Below are 18,763 nucleotides of genomic sequence, written 5' to 3' on the forward strand. Positions count from 1 at the left end.
TGCGTCTTGAAACGATGATCCGGGGGGCGGTGAAAAGCCCCTTATTCCAACAGGAGCGGTTGCACACCCGGCGGGCTTGCGCAAATCGGCGCGAATTGGACAAGTCCTGCCCCAAAAACCTCGTCCGGCCCTTCATCGCCAAGATCCAATGCGGTGTCGCGCAGGAATGATTTGACCTCCGCCACCACCATGTCGGGTTGCTCTGACATCAGGATCGCCGCCGCTGCCGTGGCAAAGGGGGCGGCAAAGGAGGTGCCCGTTTTCGTGCGAACTCCTCTGATCGAGGCCGCGGTCCAGACCTCGACGCCGGGGGCCGCAAGATCGACGTGGGGTCCACGCCCGGCGCGCCGATACACCCGGCCCGAGGCATCCACGGCCGTGACGGTCAGGACGGGATCATAGGCGCCGGGGAAAACCGGCGCGGCGCGCGGGCCGTCATTGCCTGCTGCTGACACGATCAGGATCTGCGCGTCACTCAGCCGCGCCACCATCTGCTCCAGCAGCGCGTTGTGCGGACCCGCGAGGCTCATGTTGATGATCCTGACCTCTGCTGCCGCCAATTTGTCCATGGCCTGCACGAGATTGAAGACGTCGCTGCGTTCGTCGCGCCCGGCTGAATAGAAGGCATCGATGGCAATCAGCTTTGCTTCGGGCAGTAGCCCATGCGCGCGTCCCTGGCGGGAAGCAACAAGGATGGCGGCTACGGCGGTGCCATGTTGCGCACCCGATCCCGCATTCTGGCCGGTGTCAAAGTCCAGTACCGACAGCTGGCTGCCGACAAAGGCCTCGTGGTCCGGGTTAATGTCGGTGTCGATCAGGCCGATGGGCACGACCGCCTGACTACAGGAGGCCAGAGACGACGTAGGTGGTTTCCAACTGATCAGGTCGAAGGTGGCACAGTGCAGACCTTCGCATTGCGGCGTGATCCCCTCGCTCATCCGGTAGAAATGATTGAAGTCCGCCGCCTGACCGGTCGGAAGCAGGCGTATCGCGTCCAACGCGGCCTCCAACGATGTCCCGGGCGGCACGCGCAACCGTCGGATGGTGCTGTCCAGGGTGCCGATCTCCGCAACCTGCAGCACCTGATATCCAAGTGCAATCAACGCATCGAGGTCGCTCTGCGCCAGATCAAGAACAACGATCTCGTCAGTGGCGCGGTCTGGCAGGGGTTGCGGCGCCGGTCTCTGGGCTGCGGGGGGCTGAGGGGCGCGGCCAAAAATCCGGTCGAGCAGATTTCCGCCCGGGTTGGCCTGTCTCGGCGGTCTGTCGTTTCCCTGTCCCGAACGGCTTCCCCGGTCCCTGTCGTCATCATCATCATCGTCGTCATCATCGCTATCGCCACCATTGTCGCTGTCCCCGTTGTCACCGTCACTATCACTATCGCCATCATCGTCGTCGGCGAGGGCGATTGAATAATAGGGGCCATATGGTGAGACAATCGGCAGAGCCGACATAAGCAGAAGGGTCAATGCGAACCGAAATAGTGACTTTGGCATTCGGGGCCTCCTTGTGAGCCGCAATTTGCATGTTTGGACAGCCAAAGACCGCAAGTTATTGCGCCGCGCTTCCAGATTGCAATAAAGGTAACGGCACACCCAGCGGAATATTCCATTCTTTAACGAGAGAGAAAATAACAATGGTGTCAGATACCTTTGCAGATGACATCATCGCATTTCTCCCCAACCTCAGGCGTTTTGCGATCTCGCTGTGCAGATCGCCGGACACGGCGGATGATCTTGTCCAGATCACTGTCGAACGCGCCTTTGCTGCGCGGCATCAGTTCGATCCGGACACCCGGCTTGAGGCATGGCTGTTTCGGATTCTGCGCAATGCCTGGATCGACATGACGCGCCGCACCAAGACACGGGGCACACAGATTGACATAGAGGACGCGCCTGATGCCAGCACGGTGGACGGCACCAAGGTAACAGAAACCGCGTTGATGTTGAAATCCGCCAAGGCGGCAATTGAAACGCTGCCCGAAGCCCAACGCGATGTCATGATGCTGATCTGCGTTGAAGAGATGAGTTACAAAGAGGCCGCAGAGGTTCTGGACACGCCGGTTGGCACTGTTATGAGCCGTCTTGCCCGTGCGCGGCTGGCGGTTGCAAGAAAGTTGGGAATAAACACCGACGCCGCGCGTTCTTCTGGCAGTCAAGGAGACAGCTGAGATGCAAAAGCCTGAATTTACAGATGAGGAATTGATGGCCTACGCTGACGGCGAATTGGCAGAGGAACGGGCCTCGGCGCTGGATCTCGCGTTGGCTGAGAGCGTTGATCTGGCAGATCGCCTCGCGCTGTTCGTCGATACCAAGATGGTCGCGAAAGACGCCTGGGAGCCGGTGCTGCAGGAACCTGTCCCGGAGCACCTTGTACAACGTGTTCGCGACCTCGCAGCCGCTGATGAGCGCACACGGGAGGGTGCTGATGACACCGTCGTGGCCTTCCCGCAAAGCGCACGGCCCGAGACGGCAACACCCGTTTGGAAATTGCCGCTGGCGGCAGGTCTGGCGCTTGCGGTCGGTCTTGGCGCCGGATTGATGCTGTCTCAGGATAGCGGCAGCGGTTTTGGCAGCATCGAGATTGCTGCCCTGACGGATCGCCAGGTCATCGCCGCCTTGGATACGGTGCCGTCGGGAGAGGACAGGTTGTTGGACAATGGCGCGCGGATTGCGCCGATTGCGACGTTCTTCGATGGGGCGCAGACTTTGTGTCGGGAATTTGAGTTCGACCGCGCGGACGGTATGACAATTGTCTCGGTCGCCTGCCAGAGAGAGGGGGAATGGGATGTTCAGATGGCCGTCGCCGCAGCAGCTGCAACCGACACCGGCTATGCGCCCGCGTCCTCCCTGGATACGTTGGACGCCTATCTGACAGCCAACAACGCCGGTCCGCCTTTGGATCTGGATGCAGAAGCTGCGGCCTTGCAGGCGCTGCGCTGAACCGGCCCTTCCGACATCCGATCAACAAGCGAAAACCGTCTCCTATGAGGCGGTTTTTACTTTTAAAAACAATATACTAATCTTTCATTTTCTGTTCATTTTCTATTGTCTAACCATTCATTCCGACGACAGGATACGAACAGTCTTGCTGCCTAAATTAATCCTCAGACACACCAACCCAAGAGGATATCAGACATGACCATTCACACCTTTGACTTCGACCTGACGATGTTGCACCTGAACGCGAAATGGGCCTTCACGACACGCCGCGTCAATCGTGACGATGTGACCGGGCTTGATCCGGCTGTGGCCCTTGGCGTCGCGGGCGACCTTGTGCTCTGCGATATCACCGAAATCAATCAGCACCAGAAAATCCAGCTTGCCAGCGGCCGTGCCTCCACCAGCTATGTCGGCGACAAGGTCGTCCTGTGCATCGGTGATCGCTATGCGCCGGATCAATTCGAGGGGGCAGCCCGCATCACGGCAAATGGCGCTGATTTGCTTGCCGGTGGCGGCGTGGTCGGCACCATGGAACACGCGCATGATCGGATGGCGGAGCCCACCAAACTGCGCCCCATCGGTCTGCTGACCGACCGCACGGAGGAGGTGATCAATATCGCACGCTACGGTCTGCCGTCGGTGCAAATCCCTGACCATGTGACCGTCATCGGGGTCTTCGGGGCGTCGATGAATGCGGGCAAGACCACCGCGGCGGTCAGCCTGGCGCATGGTCTTTCGCGGGCCGGCTTCAGTGTAGCAGGTGTGAAGGCGACGGGCACCGGCGCATTCAGCGATTTCAACGCCTTTGAGGACGCGGGGGTCAGCGCCATGGACTTCACGGATGCGGGCATGCCCACAACGTACCGGATGCCGATGGACCGCGTCGAACAGGGGTTCGAGACACTGGTGGGCACGGCGGCAGCAAACGGTGCGGATATCGTCGTGGTCGAAATCGCGGACGGTGTCTTCCAGCAGGAAACTCAGGAGGTTCTCGCGGGTTCGTCTATCTGTGATCGGCTGGACGGCATTCTCTTTGCCACGCCGGACGCATTGGGCGCCGTGGGCGGAGCGCGCGTTCTGGCCGACTACGGTCTGCAGCCCTTTGCGATGTCCGGCAAGCTCACGCAGTCACCTCTCGCCATGATGGAAGCCAAGCGCGCAACAGGTATTCCGCAACTGTCGCGTCTGGATCTCTGCACCCCTTCCGCGGTGATGGCCGTTGCCCGCGACGTCCTGCGGGTCTCGAAACCCCACAAGGCGGCAGAACCGCTTGAGATTGAACAGATGACGGCAGCATGAACGATAGCTCCATTTGTTCCGGGAAGGGTCGCATGTTTCATGCGGCCCTTGTTGTACATGACATTGCAGCTACACAGCCTGTTGCATGCAATGCAGGGTTGATAGGCTGGTGGAAACAGTCGAAACACGCGAAAAAGGAGCCGGAGATGCTTCTGTTCACATCGCTGGAGAACACCACATGACCATCGCCAATCTGCTGCGCATTCTTGCGGCGATCATGCTGATCGTGGCTCTCAGTGGCTCCGTTCTTGCCTATTGGACCACGCAGCGGGCCGCGTTTTTTAACGAACGGATCAACCTGGCGCATGAATCCTACGAGGTTCATCTTCAGCTCAGCGGCAATACCTACCAGCTCTTCAAGCAATATGGCGATGCCATGCTGATCGGGGACCGCGACGAGGGGCGCGGAGAGGCAGAGCTGATCCGGTTGATCCGGCAGAACATCCGCTCGATCCGCTACCTGATTGGTCAGGAGATCGATTTGGTCGGAGATGAGGAGGTCGAGGAACTGGAACTCCTCGCCCAGATTGAGCGTAAGATCGAAGACCTTATCGCGCGGTTTGAGGTCGTCCGCAAAGATACAGCGCTGGATCAGTTTGAACGCAATTGGACCGGTCTTTCGGTCATGTTGGATGATGAGATTGATCGTGAGTTCCACAAGATGATCAACGCAGCTCTCGACGAGGAACTGGAAGAGGTCGAAGCAACCCGCACAGCAGCGGCGCGCCATTTGCAACTGGCTAATTCGGTGGCCTTTTTTCTGGTGTTACTGGCGGTGAGTGTCTCCTCCGGTGCCCTTTGGATTTACACACGCCAGATCGTGCAGCCCATGCGCCGTCTGATGCAGGGCGTAAGCGCTTTGGCGGAGGGCAAATTCTCGAAGCGCATCAATCTCAAAGGACGCACCGAAATTTCCGAGATCGGGGGCGTGATGGACACGATGGCCGCCATGGTCGAAGCCCGCACGGAATCCCTGACCTCGCAGAATACCGAGTTGGAAGAAGCGGTGCGGAGCCGGACTGCTGAGCTGGAAAGCCTGCTCGAAAAATCCCGTCTCGCCGAAGAGACACGGCGACAGATGCTCGCCGATGTCAGCCACGAGCTACGCACGCCGCTGACCATTATTCAGGGTGAAAGCGATGTGGCGCTGCGTGGTGCGGACAAGACGGTTGAGGAATACCGTGAGGCGTTGCGGCGCACACGCGAAACCGCCAAGCACACGAACCTCTTGGTCAATGACCTGCTGTTCATTTCCCGCGAGGAATCCGGACAAACCCGGCTCAAACTGGAACGGATCGATCTCAAGCATTTGCTGTCCGAAACGATCGGTGTCTTTGGTCCGGACATTCCGATCATCACAGATCTGGACCGTGCCGAGATCTCGCTGGATGTCTCGCGCATTCGCCAGTGTGTTGCGGCAATGATCCAGAACGCCCGGCGGTATGGCGGGCCGGAAATTGTCGTTCGTTTGCTGCGGACGTCGACGGGCTATCGCATCTGCGTGGAAGACAACGGACCAGGGCTGCCGGATGATGAGAAAGAGCGCGCTTTCGAGCGTTTCTTTCGTGGGTCCAATGCCGCGGACCAATACGAAGACGGGGCGGGTCTTGGTCTGCCGGTGGTACGCTCCATCGCCCGCGCCCATGGCGGAAACGCGCTTTTGCAGGACCGGGCAGGCGGCGGACTTTCGAGCATCATGGAACTGCCGGCGTCCACGCCCTTGCGGGTTGTCTCGCAATCCTGAAGGATTTTACCGACGCGCGCTGTCAGTGAATTTATTTGGGAATAACTCTCTGCCTGACCCGTTTGTCTTTTACTGGGCGAGAGCAACGCGCCCGAAAGACAGCAAGAAGGCGCTCCAATTATGAATATCCTGTTGATCGAAGATGAAATGCGGGTGGCTGATTTCGTTCGGCGTGGATTGAAAGCCGAAGGATGGGTTGTCGAACATGCGAGCGATGGCGAGTCCGGGTTGGAGATCATCCGGGACCGGGACTTCGACGTGATCATCCTCGACCTGATGTTGCCTGGCATTAGCGGCCAGCAGGTGTGCCAAAGGCTGCGGGCGCGGTTGATCAAGACGCCGGTGCTCATGCTCACGGCACTGGACAGCACGGATGAGCGCGTGGCAGGCCTGCGCCTTGGCGCTGACGACTATCTGCCCAAACCGTTTGACTTCGATGAGCTGATCGCGCGGGTGTCCGCGCTGCACCGTCGCGCCACCGGCTACGCCAGCGATGGTGACGAGGGCAAGCTGCAACATCAGGGATTGATTTACGACAGCGAGGCCATGGTGCTGACCGTGGATGGCATCGTGGTCGATCTCTCCGCGAAGGAACGGGAGTTGATCGCCATTTTGATGGCCAGCAAGAACAAGGCTCTCAGCCGGGAGCGTATTCTGAATTCCGTCTGGGGGACCCATGAAGATCCCATGACCAATGTTGTCGATGTTTACATTGGTCGTCTGCGCAAGAAGCTTGGCCCGTATGGCCAGCTCATCGCGACGGTGCGCGGCGCGGGCTACCGGTTCGGATAAACCGGCGTCCCGCGCTTTGAGCGGCCCCTTGCGGTGTCCCTCACATTTGTCCTTGAATGACTAACCGGGTGCCTGGCACACCGCGCCGCTCCATGAGGCGATTGTGTGTCCCAAGACGCAAAAGCGCGCGCCTTGAAGAGGGGGGGGCTTCAAGGCGCGCTGTCGCCGGGTGTCAGCTGTTGATGCCGAGGTTTATCAACACGTCGTCCGGCGTACCCGTCTGCACGATGCGGCCGTCTTCCACGACCCACAGCGCGTCCATCATTTTTGCAATTTCCATGTTGTGGGTGATCAGAATTGTGGTCGCGTCACACCCCTGCACCAAGGCGCGCACCAATTTCGGCCCTTCGTGATCGAGGGCATCGTCGGGTTCATCCAGCAGCATGAGCCGTGGTTTGGAAAGTGCCGCACGGGTGAGCAGTACCCGGCGGATCTCGCCCGCAGAGAGGTTGCGCCCCCCTTCGGATACGGTGCCGTCCAGCCCGCCCAGACGCGTGATGATATGATCGAGCCCGAAGGCCTTTGCCTGCCGCAGAATATCCTTGTCCTGGGGGCGACCCTGCACCCCCATGGTGAGCGCCCGGCGCAGCGAGCCCTTGAAGATCGGAGACCTTGTGCCAATCAGGGCGATCATCTGGCGGCGTTCCCGGGTGTTCAGGGCCGCAGGTGAGATATCCCCGAGCATCACGGTCCCGGAACCTGGGTGCTCGAGCCCCGCAGCCAGGCTGAGCAACGTGGATTTGCCGGCACCATTTGCACCGATCACCCCGATCCTTTGCCCTGGCAATGCGGTCACGTTTATGTCTGATAGCGCTCCCGCAGAGACGTCGGAAAAGATCAGGCAGGGCGGCGCATCCGGCAGGCTCGCATCCGTCGATCTGTCGATCTCCAGCTTTGGCATCGTCAGCAGTTTGAGGCACTTCTCCCGTGCGTTCTGCCAGGCCCGGTGCCGGTCCCAGACGCCCGCGAGGTCCCGCATGGGCTGGATCATCAGCCCAACGGCGGCAAGGCACCCGGCGGCTTCCGCGGCGGGCAACCCCCGGTGCAGGGCCACGCCAAAGACGCTCGCCGCTGCGATGCCCGAAACGATGTCCGGAATTGCCCGCAGCAGTGCTGCGCCTTTCGCGCGCTCCAGCGCGGCGTCCACCAGTTTCTCCGTCTTGATCTCGATCTGCCGGGTTTCGGTGCGGATCCGCCCCAGCAAGCGCAATTCAGGGGCATGCGGAATACGCTCGCTCATATCTGCGGCCAGCCGCGCGCGTCTTGCGCGCAGACGCTTGTGCGCAGGCCCGAGCCTTGGCCCCAGAACAGCGGAGACCAGTAATCCCACGGCAATCGGCACCGTGGCCGCCAATCCAATCTCGACATTCATGTAAAAGAGAACCCCGGCTGCGACAGGCAGAACGATCAGGGCCGAGATCAGCCGGGCCAATCCCATGCTGATCCAGGCCCGCACAGCCGTCAGATCGCCTACGAACCTCAGCGCCAGTGACCCATTGCGGCGGGCTGCGACATCGCGGGCCGATACCCGCGCCATGTGCTTGAAGAGTTTGATGCGCAGAGAAGCCGCATAGTGCTGGCCGACTTTCTCAGCGGTCAGTCGCTCGCGAAATCTGAAAAACCCGATTGCAAGACCGCTGAGGGCGACGCAGGCCAGCGCCAGAAGAGGCAATGCCGTGGAAGTGTCGCGGAATGCGGCAAAGACATCCCGCGTGGCAAAGGCGGCAATGCCTGTCGCCGTGGCCTGACCCAGGGCCAGACAGGTGAGCAGCAGGATACTGCGCCCGCGTCTTTCGCCCATGATTTTCGGCAGGGTGCTCATCGCGTGGCCTCCATCTGTTGAAGGGGCGTGGCTGCACGCCTGGCTTGGCAGGCCATCTGTTGCCGTGCGCTACATGTGCCCCGGCACAGGGCCGCGGGCTGAAGGTGCGTCGGGGCATCAGGGATCACGATGCGGTCGAGCCCGCCTTTGGTCACGCAGGTCTCGAAGTCATGTCCGCATCCCTCCAACACATGCAGCGTGATCTTGGGCGCGATCCTCATCTCCGCCGCGACGGTGCGGATCGCCTCCGTCCATTTTCGGGCGCGGTCGAGACGGGTCAAACCCTGTTGCGCGTCGATTGCGGCACCGCTGCGGGTGTTCTTGTCCCGCAGACAGTCGTTTTCCCCCACACTCACGCGCATGGGCAGAGCAAGAAACCTGTCAAGATTTGCAATCATGCGGTAGCTCCATGCGTCCGCATGATTGGGGCGTGGCCAGAGACCGTAGGGATAGGTGGCGTTGTCCGGGAAGGTGTACCATCCCGGCGAGGCAGTGCTGAGATGCGAGACGCGGTCGGGATGCAACATGGCAAACCGGTGCGCGAATTGCGCGCCGCCTGAAAAGCCAAAAAGATCGAGTTGCTCCGCTGTTACAGTGCCCTCGCGTCTCAGTGCAAGCATCAGGTCCAACAAGGCCAGGTCGGCGCGTCCACAAAGGAACGTCTGCTGATACCCAAGCCAGCTGGTTTTGTCGAAAATCGGGGCAATCACCACTTGACCCACGGCCGCAGCCCGCTCTGCAAAGAGCGCGGCCTGAAGCCTGGCACCGCGCCGGATGCCATGCACCGCGATGAGCGGAGGGACATCCGGCGCGATTTTGTGGGGGAGCGCCATCCAGCAATCCAATGCGCCCACGCCTTTCCCGGACCGAAAAACCAATCGGTGGGACGGGGTTTTGGGGGTAAGAGTGTTCAAATCGATGCACATGGTGACGCTCCCATTTTCTGGTGGTTCAGGCGGCCGTGCCCAGGACTTCCTCGGCAAGGTGACGGGGCAACATGTCAAAGATCATGTGGATACGGTCCTGATCCCCGTCGTTGTTGGCTTCGTGCATCTGATCGTTATCGAACCACCAGAGCTCACCCTGCTGCATGCGTACTTCCTCGTCGCCGGCCTTCATCCAGGACCCAAGCGTTGATTTCAGCACGAAATGGTAGCGGTTGCGGACGCGGTAATACTGCCCGCGGTCGATGTGTGGATAGACACGTTTCCCTGCAGGCAGGCAGACGATTTTTCCGCGGCCGAGGATGCTGTCTTGCTCTTGTGCGAAGTCCTCCAGAAACGCGCGTGCCAGCGGGTAGTTCTGTGATCCGGTGGTCCATCTGCTTTCATGCACATCGCGCCGTTTGCGATCACCGATGGCCGATTTGCGCAAACCGCGTAGCGGGATAGCCTTGGCCTCGCGCTGGACCGCGATCTTGTCCTGCCGGCCGGTGAAGGCGTCCCAGGCATTTGCGACGCCGTTGATCTCGTTAAGAAACGGGGTCGGGTCAATCTCGGATTTGAGCCGTTTGAAGTATTGCATTTCATGTCCTCTCTGGGGTCGATTGTCTGGTCAGGTTCACGTTCGCACCCGCTTGTTGACCCGAAGGCTGTTAGGCGGGTATGTGTCGAGGATGAGAGGCTTGACCTGTATTTTCAATCAAGATATTGATTTTAATAATAAATTTATGAACGCTTAACTGCGAGTTCATCGAATTTTCATCTGACTTTCAGGACAGGCGTGTTTCAGGTGTTGATTGCAGTTTTGGGCTTTCCGGCGTGGCTGCTTGCGCGAATCGATTGCTATGATTCCTGCGGGCACGGAGGGCGCCACAGGGTGTTCAAGTGACCGGGGTCCATTCTATTTGGGCTTGGTCGGAAAGCCGTTGAGAAGGGGTGGGGTGGACGACGCCAGGTTTTCCTCAAATATCGTGCGGGCGCGAATGCAACGCTCTCGCGTCCGATGGCGTGACGAAAACGCTCTGGGAAAAGTCAGGGTGGATTTGAAGGCGGATCAGGTCAGCCCGGCATTTGATTTCAGCAGGAATTGCGACCAGATCGGCCCGCATGCCGCGCCGATTTCGCGCGCTTTGTGCCCGATCTCGCCCGCTTCGATCTGAGGCGGAATAAGCCCGCGCGTGTCCTGATTTGCAATGTAGCGCCGGGTCCGTTCGACCAGTGTGCGCTTGACGTCCGCAGGTAGGCCGCCGTCGATGAGAATGGCTTCGAAATCGATCACGGCGCAGGTCGAGAGTGCAGCCTTGGCAAGCTCCTGCGCGGTCTGCCTGATCCAGGGTTCGACATAGCGTTCGTAGGGGCTCCAGTCGCCGCTGGTCCACAGGGCGCTGGGGTCCAGCCCCACCTCCGCCAGCCGCGCCTCTAGCAAGTGGATCGAGGCGATGTCGATCAATTGGCGGCTTTCCCCATTCGGGCCGACACTGCGCAAGGACCCCAGCGCACCTGCGTTGCCCTGATGACCTTCGAACACCGAGTGATCCAGCACGACACCGCCGCCCACAAAGGCTCCGACGAAGAAATAGGCGTAGTCGCGGAACTCCTTGCCCCGTCCGTAGACATGTTCAGCACGGCAGGCGGCGGTTGCGTCATTGACGATATGAACCGGTAGATCCGAGAATTCGGCGACTTCCTCGCGAAAGTTGACATCCTGCCACAGCGCGAACTCTTCTGCGCTGGCGCCCACCATCTCGTGCCAGTTCCACAGCTCGAATGGGGCGGCAATCCCAATGCCGCAAATCCTGTCCTGAAGCTTCTGCGGTAAAACACCAACCAGGTCAGCGCAGCCGTCGCTGAGAAATGCGAAGATTTCATGCGGCAGGGGGTATTGAAACCCGATGCTGCGTTCGGCGCGCACGACGCCGGTGAAATCCATCAGTATGATCTTGGCATTGCGTCGTCCGATCGTGACCCCGATCGAAAACACGCCATCGGGCGCCAATTTCATCGGAACCGAGGGCTTTCCGACCTTACCACGTACCGGCTTGCCGCGCTGGAGCAGGCCATCTTTTTCAAGCTTGCGCAGGATGACAGAAACGGTCTGCGGGGATAGACCGGCAAGCCGCGCGAGATCGCTGCCGGGCAGGGGGCCGTTGCGCTGCAGCATCGACAGAAGCAGACGTTCATTGTGGTTTCGCAACCCGCTTTGGTTCACGCCACCACTGAGAGTTCTGATCTTGGACCCATCCATAGATACAGGCCTTAAACGCAAAGTTACGCCTCAAGGATACGTCGCGGTCGATTAATAAATCAAGTTTATTTATTTATTGACGCTGTTCTGAGAATCGGTTTTGTTAAAAATTGGTTCCGCTTAATTGGATCTATCGTCTGGGAGGACATCATGAAAAAACTACTCGCAACAACTGCTGTCGCCATGACCGCGCTGTCCGGCGCGGCATTTGCAGATGGTCATGCCGTGACCGCGTGCCTGATCACAAAGACAGACACCAACCCATTCTTTGTCAAAATGAAGGAAGGTGCCGAAGCCAAGGCGGCAGAGCTGGGCATGACGCTCAAATCCTTTGCCGGTAAAGTCGACGGTGACCACGAAACGCAGGTCGCTGCGATCGAGACATGCATTGCCGACGGCGCAAAAGGCATCTTGCTGACGGCGTCTGACACCTCCTCCATCGTTTCTTCCGTGCAGCAGGCGCGGGATGCTGGTCTGGTTGTCATTGCGCTCGACACGCCCCTCTCTCCGATTGATGCAGCGGATGCAACGTTTGCCACGGATAACTTTTTGGCGGGCGAGTTGATCGGCAAATGGGCCGCTGCCAAGCTTGGCGATGAGGCCGCAAATGCAAAGATCGGGATGCTTGATCTTGCGGTATCGCAGCCAACCGTTGGCGTGTTGCGGGATCAGGGGTTCCTGCAGGGTTTCGGCATTGACATAGGCGACCCGAACAAATGGGGTGACGAGACTGACCCCCGGATTGTCGGCAACGATGTCACGGCGGGGAATGAAGAGGGCGGCCGCAAGGCGATGGAAAACCTTTTGGCGAAGGACCCGGAAATCAATGTCGTCTACACCATCAACGAGCCTGCCGCGGCGGGGGCCTATGAGGCGCTCAAATCCATCGGTCGTGAAAACGACGTGCTGATCGTTTCCGTCGATGGCGGCTGCCCCGGCGTGGCCAACATCAAAGACGGTGTGATCGGTGCGACATCCCAGCAGTACCCGCTGCTGATGGCCTCCAAGGGCGTTGAAGCCATCGCGGCCTGGGCGAAAGACGGCACGAAGCCTGCTCTGACACCGGGCAAGGACTTCTTTGACACGGGCGTTGCCCTGGTCACTGACGAGCCTGTGGACGGCGTCGAAAGCATCGACACAACCGAAGGCACAAATCTCTGCTGGGGCTGACGCCGAGCGGCTTAGATGTCTAGACTAGGAAGAGGGGCGGCTTGGCGCGCCCCTTTTTACCAAGGGAGAGGGAAGAAATGTCACGCGCAGAGATGACAGACGACGGGGTCGCCAAGTTCGACGATCCGCACCGCGGCCTTATCGGGACACTGCAACACTGGCTGCACATCAATCCGGCTCTGGTGCCGCTGATCGTTCTGGTGGCGTCGGTTGTCGTCTTCGGTCTGCTTTTGGGATCTAAATTCTTCTCGCCCTTTGCCCTGACGCTGATTTTACAGCAGGTGCAGATTGTCGGCATCGTCGCCGCAGCGCAGTCGCTGGTCATCCTGACGGCGGGTATTGATCTGAGTGTCGGTGCGATTGCCGTCATCTCATCCGTCATCATGGGGCAGTTCACTTTTCGCTATGGGCTGCCGGTCGAAGTGGCCGTCGCCTGTGGCCTGATTGCCGGGACTGCCATTGGGTATCTCAATGGCTGGCTGGTGGCGGTGATGAAACTCCCGCCCTTCATCGTGACCTTGGGGATGTGGCAAATCGTATTGGCGGCAAACTTCCTTTACTCCGCGAATGAAACAATCCGCAGTCAGGAAATTGCGGCCAACGCCGCCTTGCTGCAGCTGCTGGGCGCCAAGTTCAAAGTGGGGGGCGCGGTTTTCACAGTCGGCGTGCTCTTCATGGTCGTGCTGGTGATCCTGCTGGCCTATGTGCTGCGGCATACGGCCTGGGGGCGCCATGTCTACGCCGTTGGGGATGATCCGGAAGCGGCAGAGCTTTCCGGTGTGAACGTCAAAGGCACTCTTATCTCCGTCTACGCCGTGGCCGGGCTGATCTGCGGTTTTGCCGGCTGGGCCCTGATCGGGCGGATCGGGTCGGTGTCGCCCACCTCCGGGCAATTGCTGAACATCGAAAGCATCACGGCGGTTGTGATCGGAGGGATTTCGCTCTTCGGGGGGCGTGGCTCGATTCTGGGCACCTTCTTCGGCGCATTGATCGTGGGAGTCTTTACCCTTGGCTTGCGCCTGATGGGGGCGGACGCACAATGGACCTATCTTTTGATCGGCGTGCTCATCATCGCGGCGGTTGCCGTGGACCAGTGGATCAGAAAGGTGGCCGCGTAATGGAACCCATTCTCAAAGGACGTGGTCTGGTAAAGCGTTACGGTAAGGTGACGGCACTGGACCACTGCGATTTCGACCTGATGCCCGGTGAAATTCTGGCTGTAATCGGCGACAACGGTGCGGGGAAGTCATCCCTGATCAAGGCGGTATCGGGGGCAGTTGTCCCGGATGAAGGGCAGGTCTTTCTGGAGGGGCAGGAAATCAGTTTCCGGTCTCCCATCCAGGCGCGGGAAGCGGGGATCGAGACGGTCTACCAGACGCTCGCGATGTCGCCCGCGCTCTCTATTGCGGACAACATGTTCATGGGCCGCGAGATCCGTCGCCCGGGCATCATGGGCAATTGGTTCCGCAAGCTGGACCGCCCCAAGATGGAACGCCTGGCGCGGGAAAAGCTCACTGAACTGGGGCTCATGACCATTCAAAACATCAACCAGGCGGTCGAAACCCTGTCCGGTGGGCAACGTCAGGGGGTGGCGGTGGCACGCGCAGCGGCTTTCGGGTCCAAGGTGATCATTCTCGATGAGCCTACGGCGGCGCTTGGCGTCAAGGAATCCCGTAAGGTTCTGGAACTCATTCAGGACGTGAAGTCCCGCGGCATTCCAATCATCCTGATCAGCCACAACATGCCGCATGTCTTCGAAGTCGCTGATCGAATTCACGTGCACCGTTTGGGAAAGCGGCTCTGCGTGATCAACCCCAAGGACTATACGATGTCCGACGCCGTCGCCTTCATGACCGGCGCAAAAGACGCACCTGTGGAGGCTGTCAACGCCTAGGGATATACTGTGACGGCGGAATGAGCGCTTGGTTCGGCGCTGTCGTCTTCCACCTGCCGACTCATGGCGTCTGGCGCGGCAGAGCACAACTATGGGCGTGAAAGCACCCGACGGATCAGGCTACTTCGCGGCAGTGACTTCGATTTCGACCAGCAGGTCGGGCGCAGCCAGAGCCGCGACAACCAAGGTGGTCACAGCCGGGGCCGTGCCTTGGTTCCAACGCGCCTGACGCACCTCCGAAAGACTTGCCAGATGATCGGGATCGGTCACGAAATAGGTGACTCGCAGAATATCCGCGGTTGTCATCTCCGCATCCGCCAACAGTGCCTCGACGTTGTCGATGGCCTGATTGCACTGTTCCTTGAAACTTGCGTGGGTCGTGCCGTCTGGTGCGACACCGATTTGCCCGGAGAGGAAGACAAATCTGCTGGGGCTAGCGATCTGCGTGCCGTGCACATAGATACCCTGATATCGCTCCGGGACGGCGCGGAGGGTGTTGGGCGAGAGCCGTTTCAGCATCGGGAACTCCAATCTTCGGAAAGTGCATGCGTTTTCATCGCCATCCTGCCGATGATACGAAGGATGGACCAATCAGAAGAACCATCCCGGTATTGGCTGTGTTTATGTCGCGCGGACACAATCGGGTCAGAACCCCAGAAGACATGTGCGCTCTGACCCCAGAGACAGGCTGCAACAAGGCCTGCTTGTGTCACGCAGTGGTTTTTCACGGGTGCCCTGACCCGCAGGCGATACATATCTGTCCAGAGAGAGAATTGTCGGTTTGCAGTTGCGTATCAACAGCGACAAACTGCGACTGCTTTCCGTTAAGCGTCGACTGCCGTGTTACCACTCAGATCAAAGGAACCTCGACCATCACCAGCCGTGTAGAAATCCGATCTGCTGCAGAGGTCCAGATGGACGCCCTGCGTGTTGCGATGAACCAGTCCTTTTCGGACTACGCTTTGCCGATCAACCTGACAGCCGAGGCCTTTGACGTAATGATGCGGCAAAGGGGGCTGGATCGCACAGCCTCTAGGGTCGCAATCATCGACGGTGAAATGGCCGCGATCTGGCTTGTGTCCGTCCGGGGCGCGGCGGCCTATCTGATTTCCAGCGGGACACGTCCGGCATATCGGCGGCGTGGGCTGTCGCGTGCGCTGGCGTTGGACTGCCTCGCCGCGCTCAAAAGCAGCGGAGCAACCAGTTTCCAGACAGAGGTTCTGATCGACAACACGCAAGCCCATAATCTCTATCTCTCGCTTGGGGTGACCACTGCGCGTGTTCTCGACTGCTACTCACTTTCTGTCCCGAAGAGTGCCGTACGACGGTATGAGGTTTCAGAGGTTTCCTGGCCGTCGGTGGCGCAGACCGCACCGTCCCTGCAGGATTTTCCGCCCTCCTGGCAGAACGATTCCGCTTCCTTGAACGCGATTGCCGATGACGTGCAGTGCCACGCTGTTTTCGACGATGCAGGGATGGCAGGATACGCGGCGGTCATCCCAATCACCGGGACACTGGCGCAGATTGCCGTGAGACAAGACAGACGACGGATGGGGATCGCGGGCGCGCTGCTGAGCAGCTATCAGGATTTGCAGAGCCTGCGCGTGATCAACGCCGACAACGCGTCGGGCACCTTCCGCGCCTTTATGACATCCTTCGGAGCGGAACCGACACTTGGACAATACGAATTGAAGATGTCCCTGTAAGGATCTTGCAGAAGCTATGGTGGACGCCACGCGCGCCACCCCCGCGGATGATCTCACAAAATGCAGTCTTTGGCCGCAGTCAGGTCACTTTTGCCGATGCGCAGCAGAAGACTGGGGCGGTCCTGAAACGTCCGATGCATCGAACCGCGCAAGCCGCTCCTTCATCCTTTCCGCCCGTAGCGGCGGCAGGGTTGGTGCGGCGCGGGCCATTTCTTCTGCCCGCTCGGGTGCGGTTTTCACAAGATTTGCGATGGCGGCCGCCTCGGGCAGGTTTTTCCAGTATTTCTTGGGCATCTCGGAACACATCGCCGACACCTTCAGGCGGGCGGGGTTAAAGATGTTCTCAAAATAGGCGATCCAAAGGTCTTCGTGCGCATCCTCAGGTAAATCCGGGCGCGGTTGGCCCGCTGAAAAAGACACCACCCCATCAACGCATATGGCGGTTTTGTCGGGCGTTATAATCCGCCAGTCCATGTCTCCAAAGCGTCTCGCGAAAAACGATGCTGTTGGCTCGACCGTGTGATGCGTGGGCTCAAACCACGCGGCGAAAGAGCGGCGTGGCGCCTCCCGGTCGCCGATCTCTCGAAAGCGGACGAAGGCCTTCATCTTGTGCTGACATCGGTGCACGTTCTTTTCCATCCGCCGCAAGCGCGCGAGATGCGGGTCACCGTGATCGCCGATCAAATGTGGCGCATCCCGCAGCCGCCACAGAAAACCGTAAAGGCAAGCGAAACGGTCGCGATCCCGATGCCAGACAACGCTGTTGGCCATCGCGACAAAGCGGCGGGACACCTTGATGTCGCCCGTGGGGGGAGGCGCCTGCGTGCGCGCAAAAAGCTCTGGCGCGGCGCCAGGTTCTTGCCAGCATATCTCATGAGGAGGGATCTGCGCCGCGAGAAAGCCCCGCGCTGCCGTGCGCCACGCAGTGGCGGCTCCGATTTTGGGGATCACGACGTGATACATCAAAAGAGGGTCAACTGTTCGGGCGGCGGCGCAAATCGCGCACGCAAGCAGGCGCTGTCGGTCAGGCTGCCCGGACTCCACCCGCCCGCGACGATAAAGGGCCGGGCCTTTTTCATCGCGCCACCAATCCGCAGAAGATGGTCATAGCGCAGGTAACAATGCCGTCGGGTGCTCACGATCCGCTTGACGGTCTTCACGCCAAAACCGGGCACCCGCAGCAACAACTCTTTCGGCGCCGTGTTCACGTCCACCGGAAACAATGCGCGATGCTCCAGCGCCCAGGCGAGTTTCGGATCGACCGCCAGGTCGAGATTGCCGTCCCGCGTGGTCGAGGTGATTTCATCCAGTTCGAACCCGTAAAAGCGCAGCAGCCAATCCGCCTGATACAGCCGGTGCTCTCTCTGCAGCGGCGGGCTGATCAGGGGCAGTTTGGCAGAGCTGTCCGGGATCGGCGAAAACGCCGAGTAATACACGCGTTTGAGCTTGTAGTCGCCATAGAGCCGGGTGGAGCGGCCCAGGATCGTTTTGTCCGTCGCGCCATCCGCACCAATGATCATCTGCGTCGACTGACCGGCGGGCGCAAACCGCGGTGGACGGCGACCGCGGTGTGACCTGTCTTGTGCCGCGTCCTTGCGGTGTCTAACATCGGCCATCGCGCCCCGGATCTGCTCGGGGCTTTTTTCCGGCGCGTAGGCCTCGACCGCGGCATCCGTGGGCAGTTCGACGTTGATCGACAGCCGGTCCGCCAGCAGCCCCGCCTGGGCAATCAGTTCGGGCGCCGCGTCCGGAATGGTCTTCAGGTGAATGTATCCCCTGAAGGATTCCTCCTTGCGCAGCCTGCGTGCGATCCGCACCATATCTGCCATCGTTGCGTCCGGCGAGCGGATGATCCCCGAGGAGAGGAACAGCCCTTCGATGTAGTTGCGCCGATAGAAGTTGATCGTCAGGTCCACCACCTCGTCAACGGTAAAGCGCGCGCGCGGCACGTTCGACGACACCCTGTTCACGCAATAGCTGCAATCGTAGATGCAGAAATTGGTCATCAGTATCTTGAGCAGGCTGATGCACCGCCCGTCCGGCGCATAGGCGTGACAGATGCCGCTGCCTTCGTTCGAGCCGAGCCCCTTGCCATCCCGCGAGTCGCGCTTGTTGGAACCTGACGAGGCGCATGAGGCATCGTATTTGGCGGCATCGCTTAAGATTTCGAGCTTTCTTTTGACGGTCATACGGGTCATATGTTCACTT

The 18,763-nt window shown here is 59.8% G+C and carries 16 protein-coding genes and 1 pseudogene; 9 read left to right on the forward strand and 8 right to left on the reverse strand.

Going from position 1 to position 18,763, the window contains the following annotated elements:
- Positions 1-41: 41 nt before the first annotated feature.
- Positions 42-1,496 carry a S8 family serine peptidase gene (locus ISX84_RS00375; RefSeq protein ID WP_195818341.1) on the reverse strand — a complete coding sequence of 485 codons (1,455 nt, stop codon included), beginning with the start codon at positions 1,494-1,496 and terminating at the stop codon, positions 42-44.
- A gap of 140 nt (positions 1,497-1,636) precedes the next feature.
- Here ISX84_RS00375 and ISX84_RS00380 point away from each other — a divergent pair, with 140 nt between their 5' ends.
- The 5 genes from ISX84_RS00380 (at position 1,637) to ISX84_RS00400 (ending at position 6,777) form a co-directional block, all read left to right on the forward strand.
- Complete coding sequence (locus ISX84_RS00380; protein WP_195818342.1) at positions 1,637-2,170, forward strand: RNA polymerase sigma factor; 534 nt, start codon at positions 1,637-1,639, stop codon at positions 2,168-2,170.
- Position 2,171: 1 nt separating this feature from the next.
- Positions 2,172-2,942: an anti-sigma factor family protein gene (locus tag ISX84_RS00385; RefSeq protein WP_195818343.1), complete on the forward strand. Its 771-nt coding sequence runs from the start codon at positions 2,172-2,174 to the stop codon at positions 2,940-2,942.
- Positions 2,943-3,137: 195 nt separating this feature from the next.
- Entirely contained in the window at positions 3,138-4,241 is a 1,104-nt protein-coding gene (locus ISX84_RS00390) for a DUF1611 domain-containing protein (RefSeq protein ID WP_195818344.1), read from the forward strand.
- A gap of 178 nt (positions 4,242-4,419) precedes the next feature.
- Positions 4,420-5,985, forward strand: coding sequence for a sensor histidine kinase (locus ISX84_RS00395; RefSeq protein ID WP_195818345.1), 1,566 nt, complete (start codon positions 4,420-4,422; stop codon positions 5,983-5,985).
- Between the two features lie 120 nt (positions 5,986-6,105).
- Entirely contained in the window at positions 6,106-6,777 is a 672-nt protein-coding gene (locus tag ISX84_RS00400) for a response regulator transcription factor (RefSeq protein ID WP_195818346.1), read from the forward strand.
- Between the two features lie 172 nt (positions 6,778-6,949).
- Here the strand turns inward: ISX84_RS00400 and ISX84_RS00405 are convergent, their stop codons facing one another.
- The 4 genes from ISX84_RS00405 to ISX84_RS00420 form a co-directional block, all read right to left on the reverse strand.
- Positions 6,950-8,599 carry an ATP-binding cassette domain-containing protein gene (locus ISX84_RS00405; protein ID WP_195818347.1) on the reverse strand — a complete coding sequence of 550 codons (1,650 nt, stop codon included), beginning with the start codon at positions 8,597-8,599 and terminating at the stop codon, positions 6,950-6,952.
- The gene (locus ISX84_RS00410; protein WP_195818348.1) at positions 8,596-9,432 is read right to left on the reverse strand and encodes an alpha/beta fold hydrolase; all 837 of its coding nucleotides are present in this window, start codon (positions 9,430-9,432) and stop codon (positions 8,596-8,598) included. Before ISX84_RS00410 ends, ISX84_RS00405 begins: the two co-directional genes overlap by 4 nt.
- Positions 9,433-9,550: 118 nt before the next feature.
- Positions 9,551-10,123, reverse strand: coding sequence for an aspartyl/asparaginyl beta-hydroxylase domain-containing protein (locus ISX84_RS00415; RefSeq protein ID WP_195818349.1), 573 nt, complete (start codon positions 10,121-10,123; stop codon positions 9,551-9,553).
- A gap of 471 nt (positions 10,124-10,594) precedes the next feature.
- Entirely contained in the window at positions 10,595-11,785 is a 1,191-nt protein-coding gene (locus ISX84_RS00420) for an ROK family transcriptional regulator (RefSeq protein WP_195818350.1), read from the reverse strand.
- Positions 11,786-11,935: 150 nt separating this feature from the next.
- Here ISX84_RS00420 and ISX84_RS00425 point away from each other — a divergent pair, with 150 nt between their 5' ends.
- The 3 genes from ISX84_RS00425 (at position 11,936) to ISX84_RS00435 (ending at position 14,849) form a co-directional block, all read left to right on the forward strand.
- Positions 11,936-12,955 (forward strand): sugar ABC transporter substrate-binding protein, encoded by a 1,020-nt coding sequence (locus ISX84_RS00425; RefSeq protein WP_195818351.1) that lies wholly within the window; start codon positions 11,936-11,938, stop codon positions 12,953-12,955.
- A gap of 92 nt (positions 12,956-13,047) precedes the next feature.
- Positions 13,048-14,073: an ABC transporter permease gene (locus ISX84_RS00430; protein ID WP_229884085.1), complete on the forward strand. Its 1,026-nt coding sequence runs from the start codon at positions 13,048-13,050 to the stop codon at positions 14,071-14,073.
- Positions 14,073-14,849: an ATP-binding cassette domain-containing protein gene (locus ISX84_RS00435; RefSeq protein WP_195818353.1), complete on the forward strand. Its 777-nt coding sequence runs from the start codon at positions 14,073-14,075 to the stop codon at positions 14,847-14,849. The genes ISX84_RS00430 and ISX84_RS00435 overlap by 1 nt, the downstream gene beginning before the upstream one ends.
- A 120-nt stretch (positions 14,850-14,969) precedes the next feature.
- On the opposite strand, the gene ISX84_RS00440 is transcribed toward ISX84_RS00435, so the two are convergent.
- On the reverse strand, positions 14,970-15,368 hold the full coding sequence (locus ISX84_RS00440; protein WP_195818354.1) for a RidA family protein: 399 nt from the start codon (positions 15,366-15,368) through the stop codon (positions 14,970-14,972).
- A gap of 395 nt (positions 15,369-15,763) precedes the next feature.
- On the opposite strand from ISX84_RS00440, the gene ISX84_RS00445 reads away from it, so the two are divergent.
- On the forward strand, positions 15,764-16,555 hold the full coding sequence (locus ISX84_RS00445) for a GNAT family N-acetyltransferase (RefSeq protein WP_195818355.1): 792 nt from the start codon (positions 15,764-15,766) through the stop codon (positions 16,553-16,555).
- Between the two features lie 147 nt (positions 16,556-16,702).
- Here the strand turns inward: ISX84_RS00445 and ISX84_RS00450 are convergent.
- Together ISX84_RS00450 and ISX84_RS00455 are read right to left on the reverse strand one after the other, a co-directional pair.
- Positions 16,703-17,518, reverse strand: a pseudogene (locus ISX84_RS00450) (TIGR03915 family putative DNA repair protein); the annotation flags it as partial.
- On the reverse strand, positions 17,518-18,753 hold the full coding sequence (locus tag ISX84_RS00455) for a putative DNA modification/repair radical SAM protein (RefSeq protein WP_195818357.1): 1,236 nt from the start codon (positions 18,751-18,753) through the stop codon (positions 17,518-17,520). The pseudogene ISX84_RS00450 and the gene ISX84_RS00455, both read right to left, overlap by 1 nt.
- Between the last annotated feature and the right edge of the window lie 10 nt (positions 18,754-18,763).

It is taken from the genome of Roseobacter sp. MH60115 (assembly GCF_015644665.1).
In the GTDB taxonomy this organism is placed as follows: Bacteria; Pseudomonadota; Alphaproteobacteria; order Rhodobacterales; family Rhodobacteraceae; genus Roseobacter.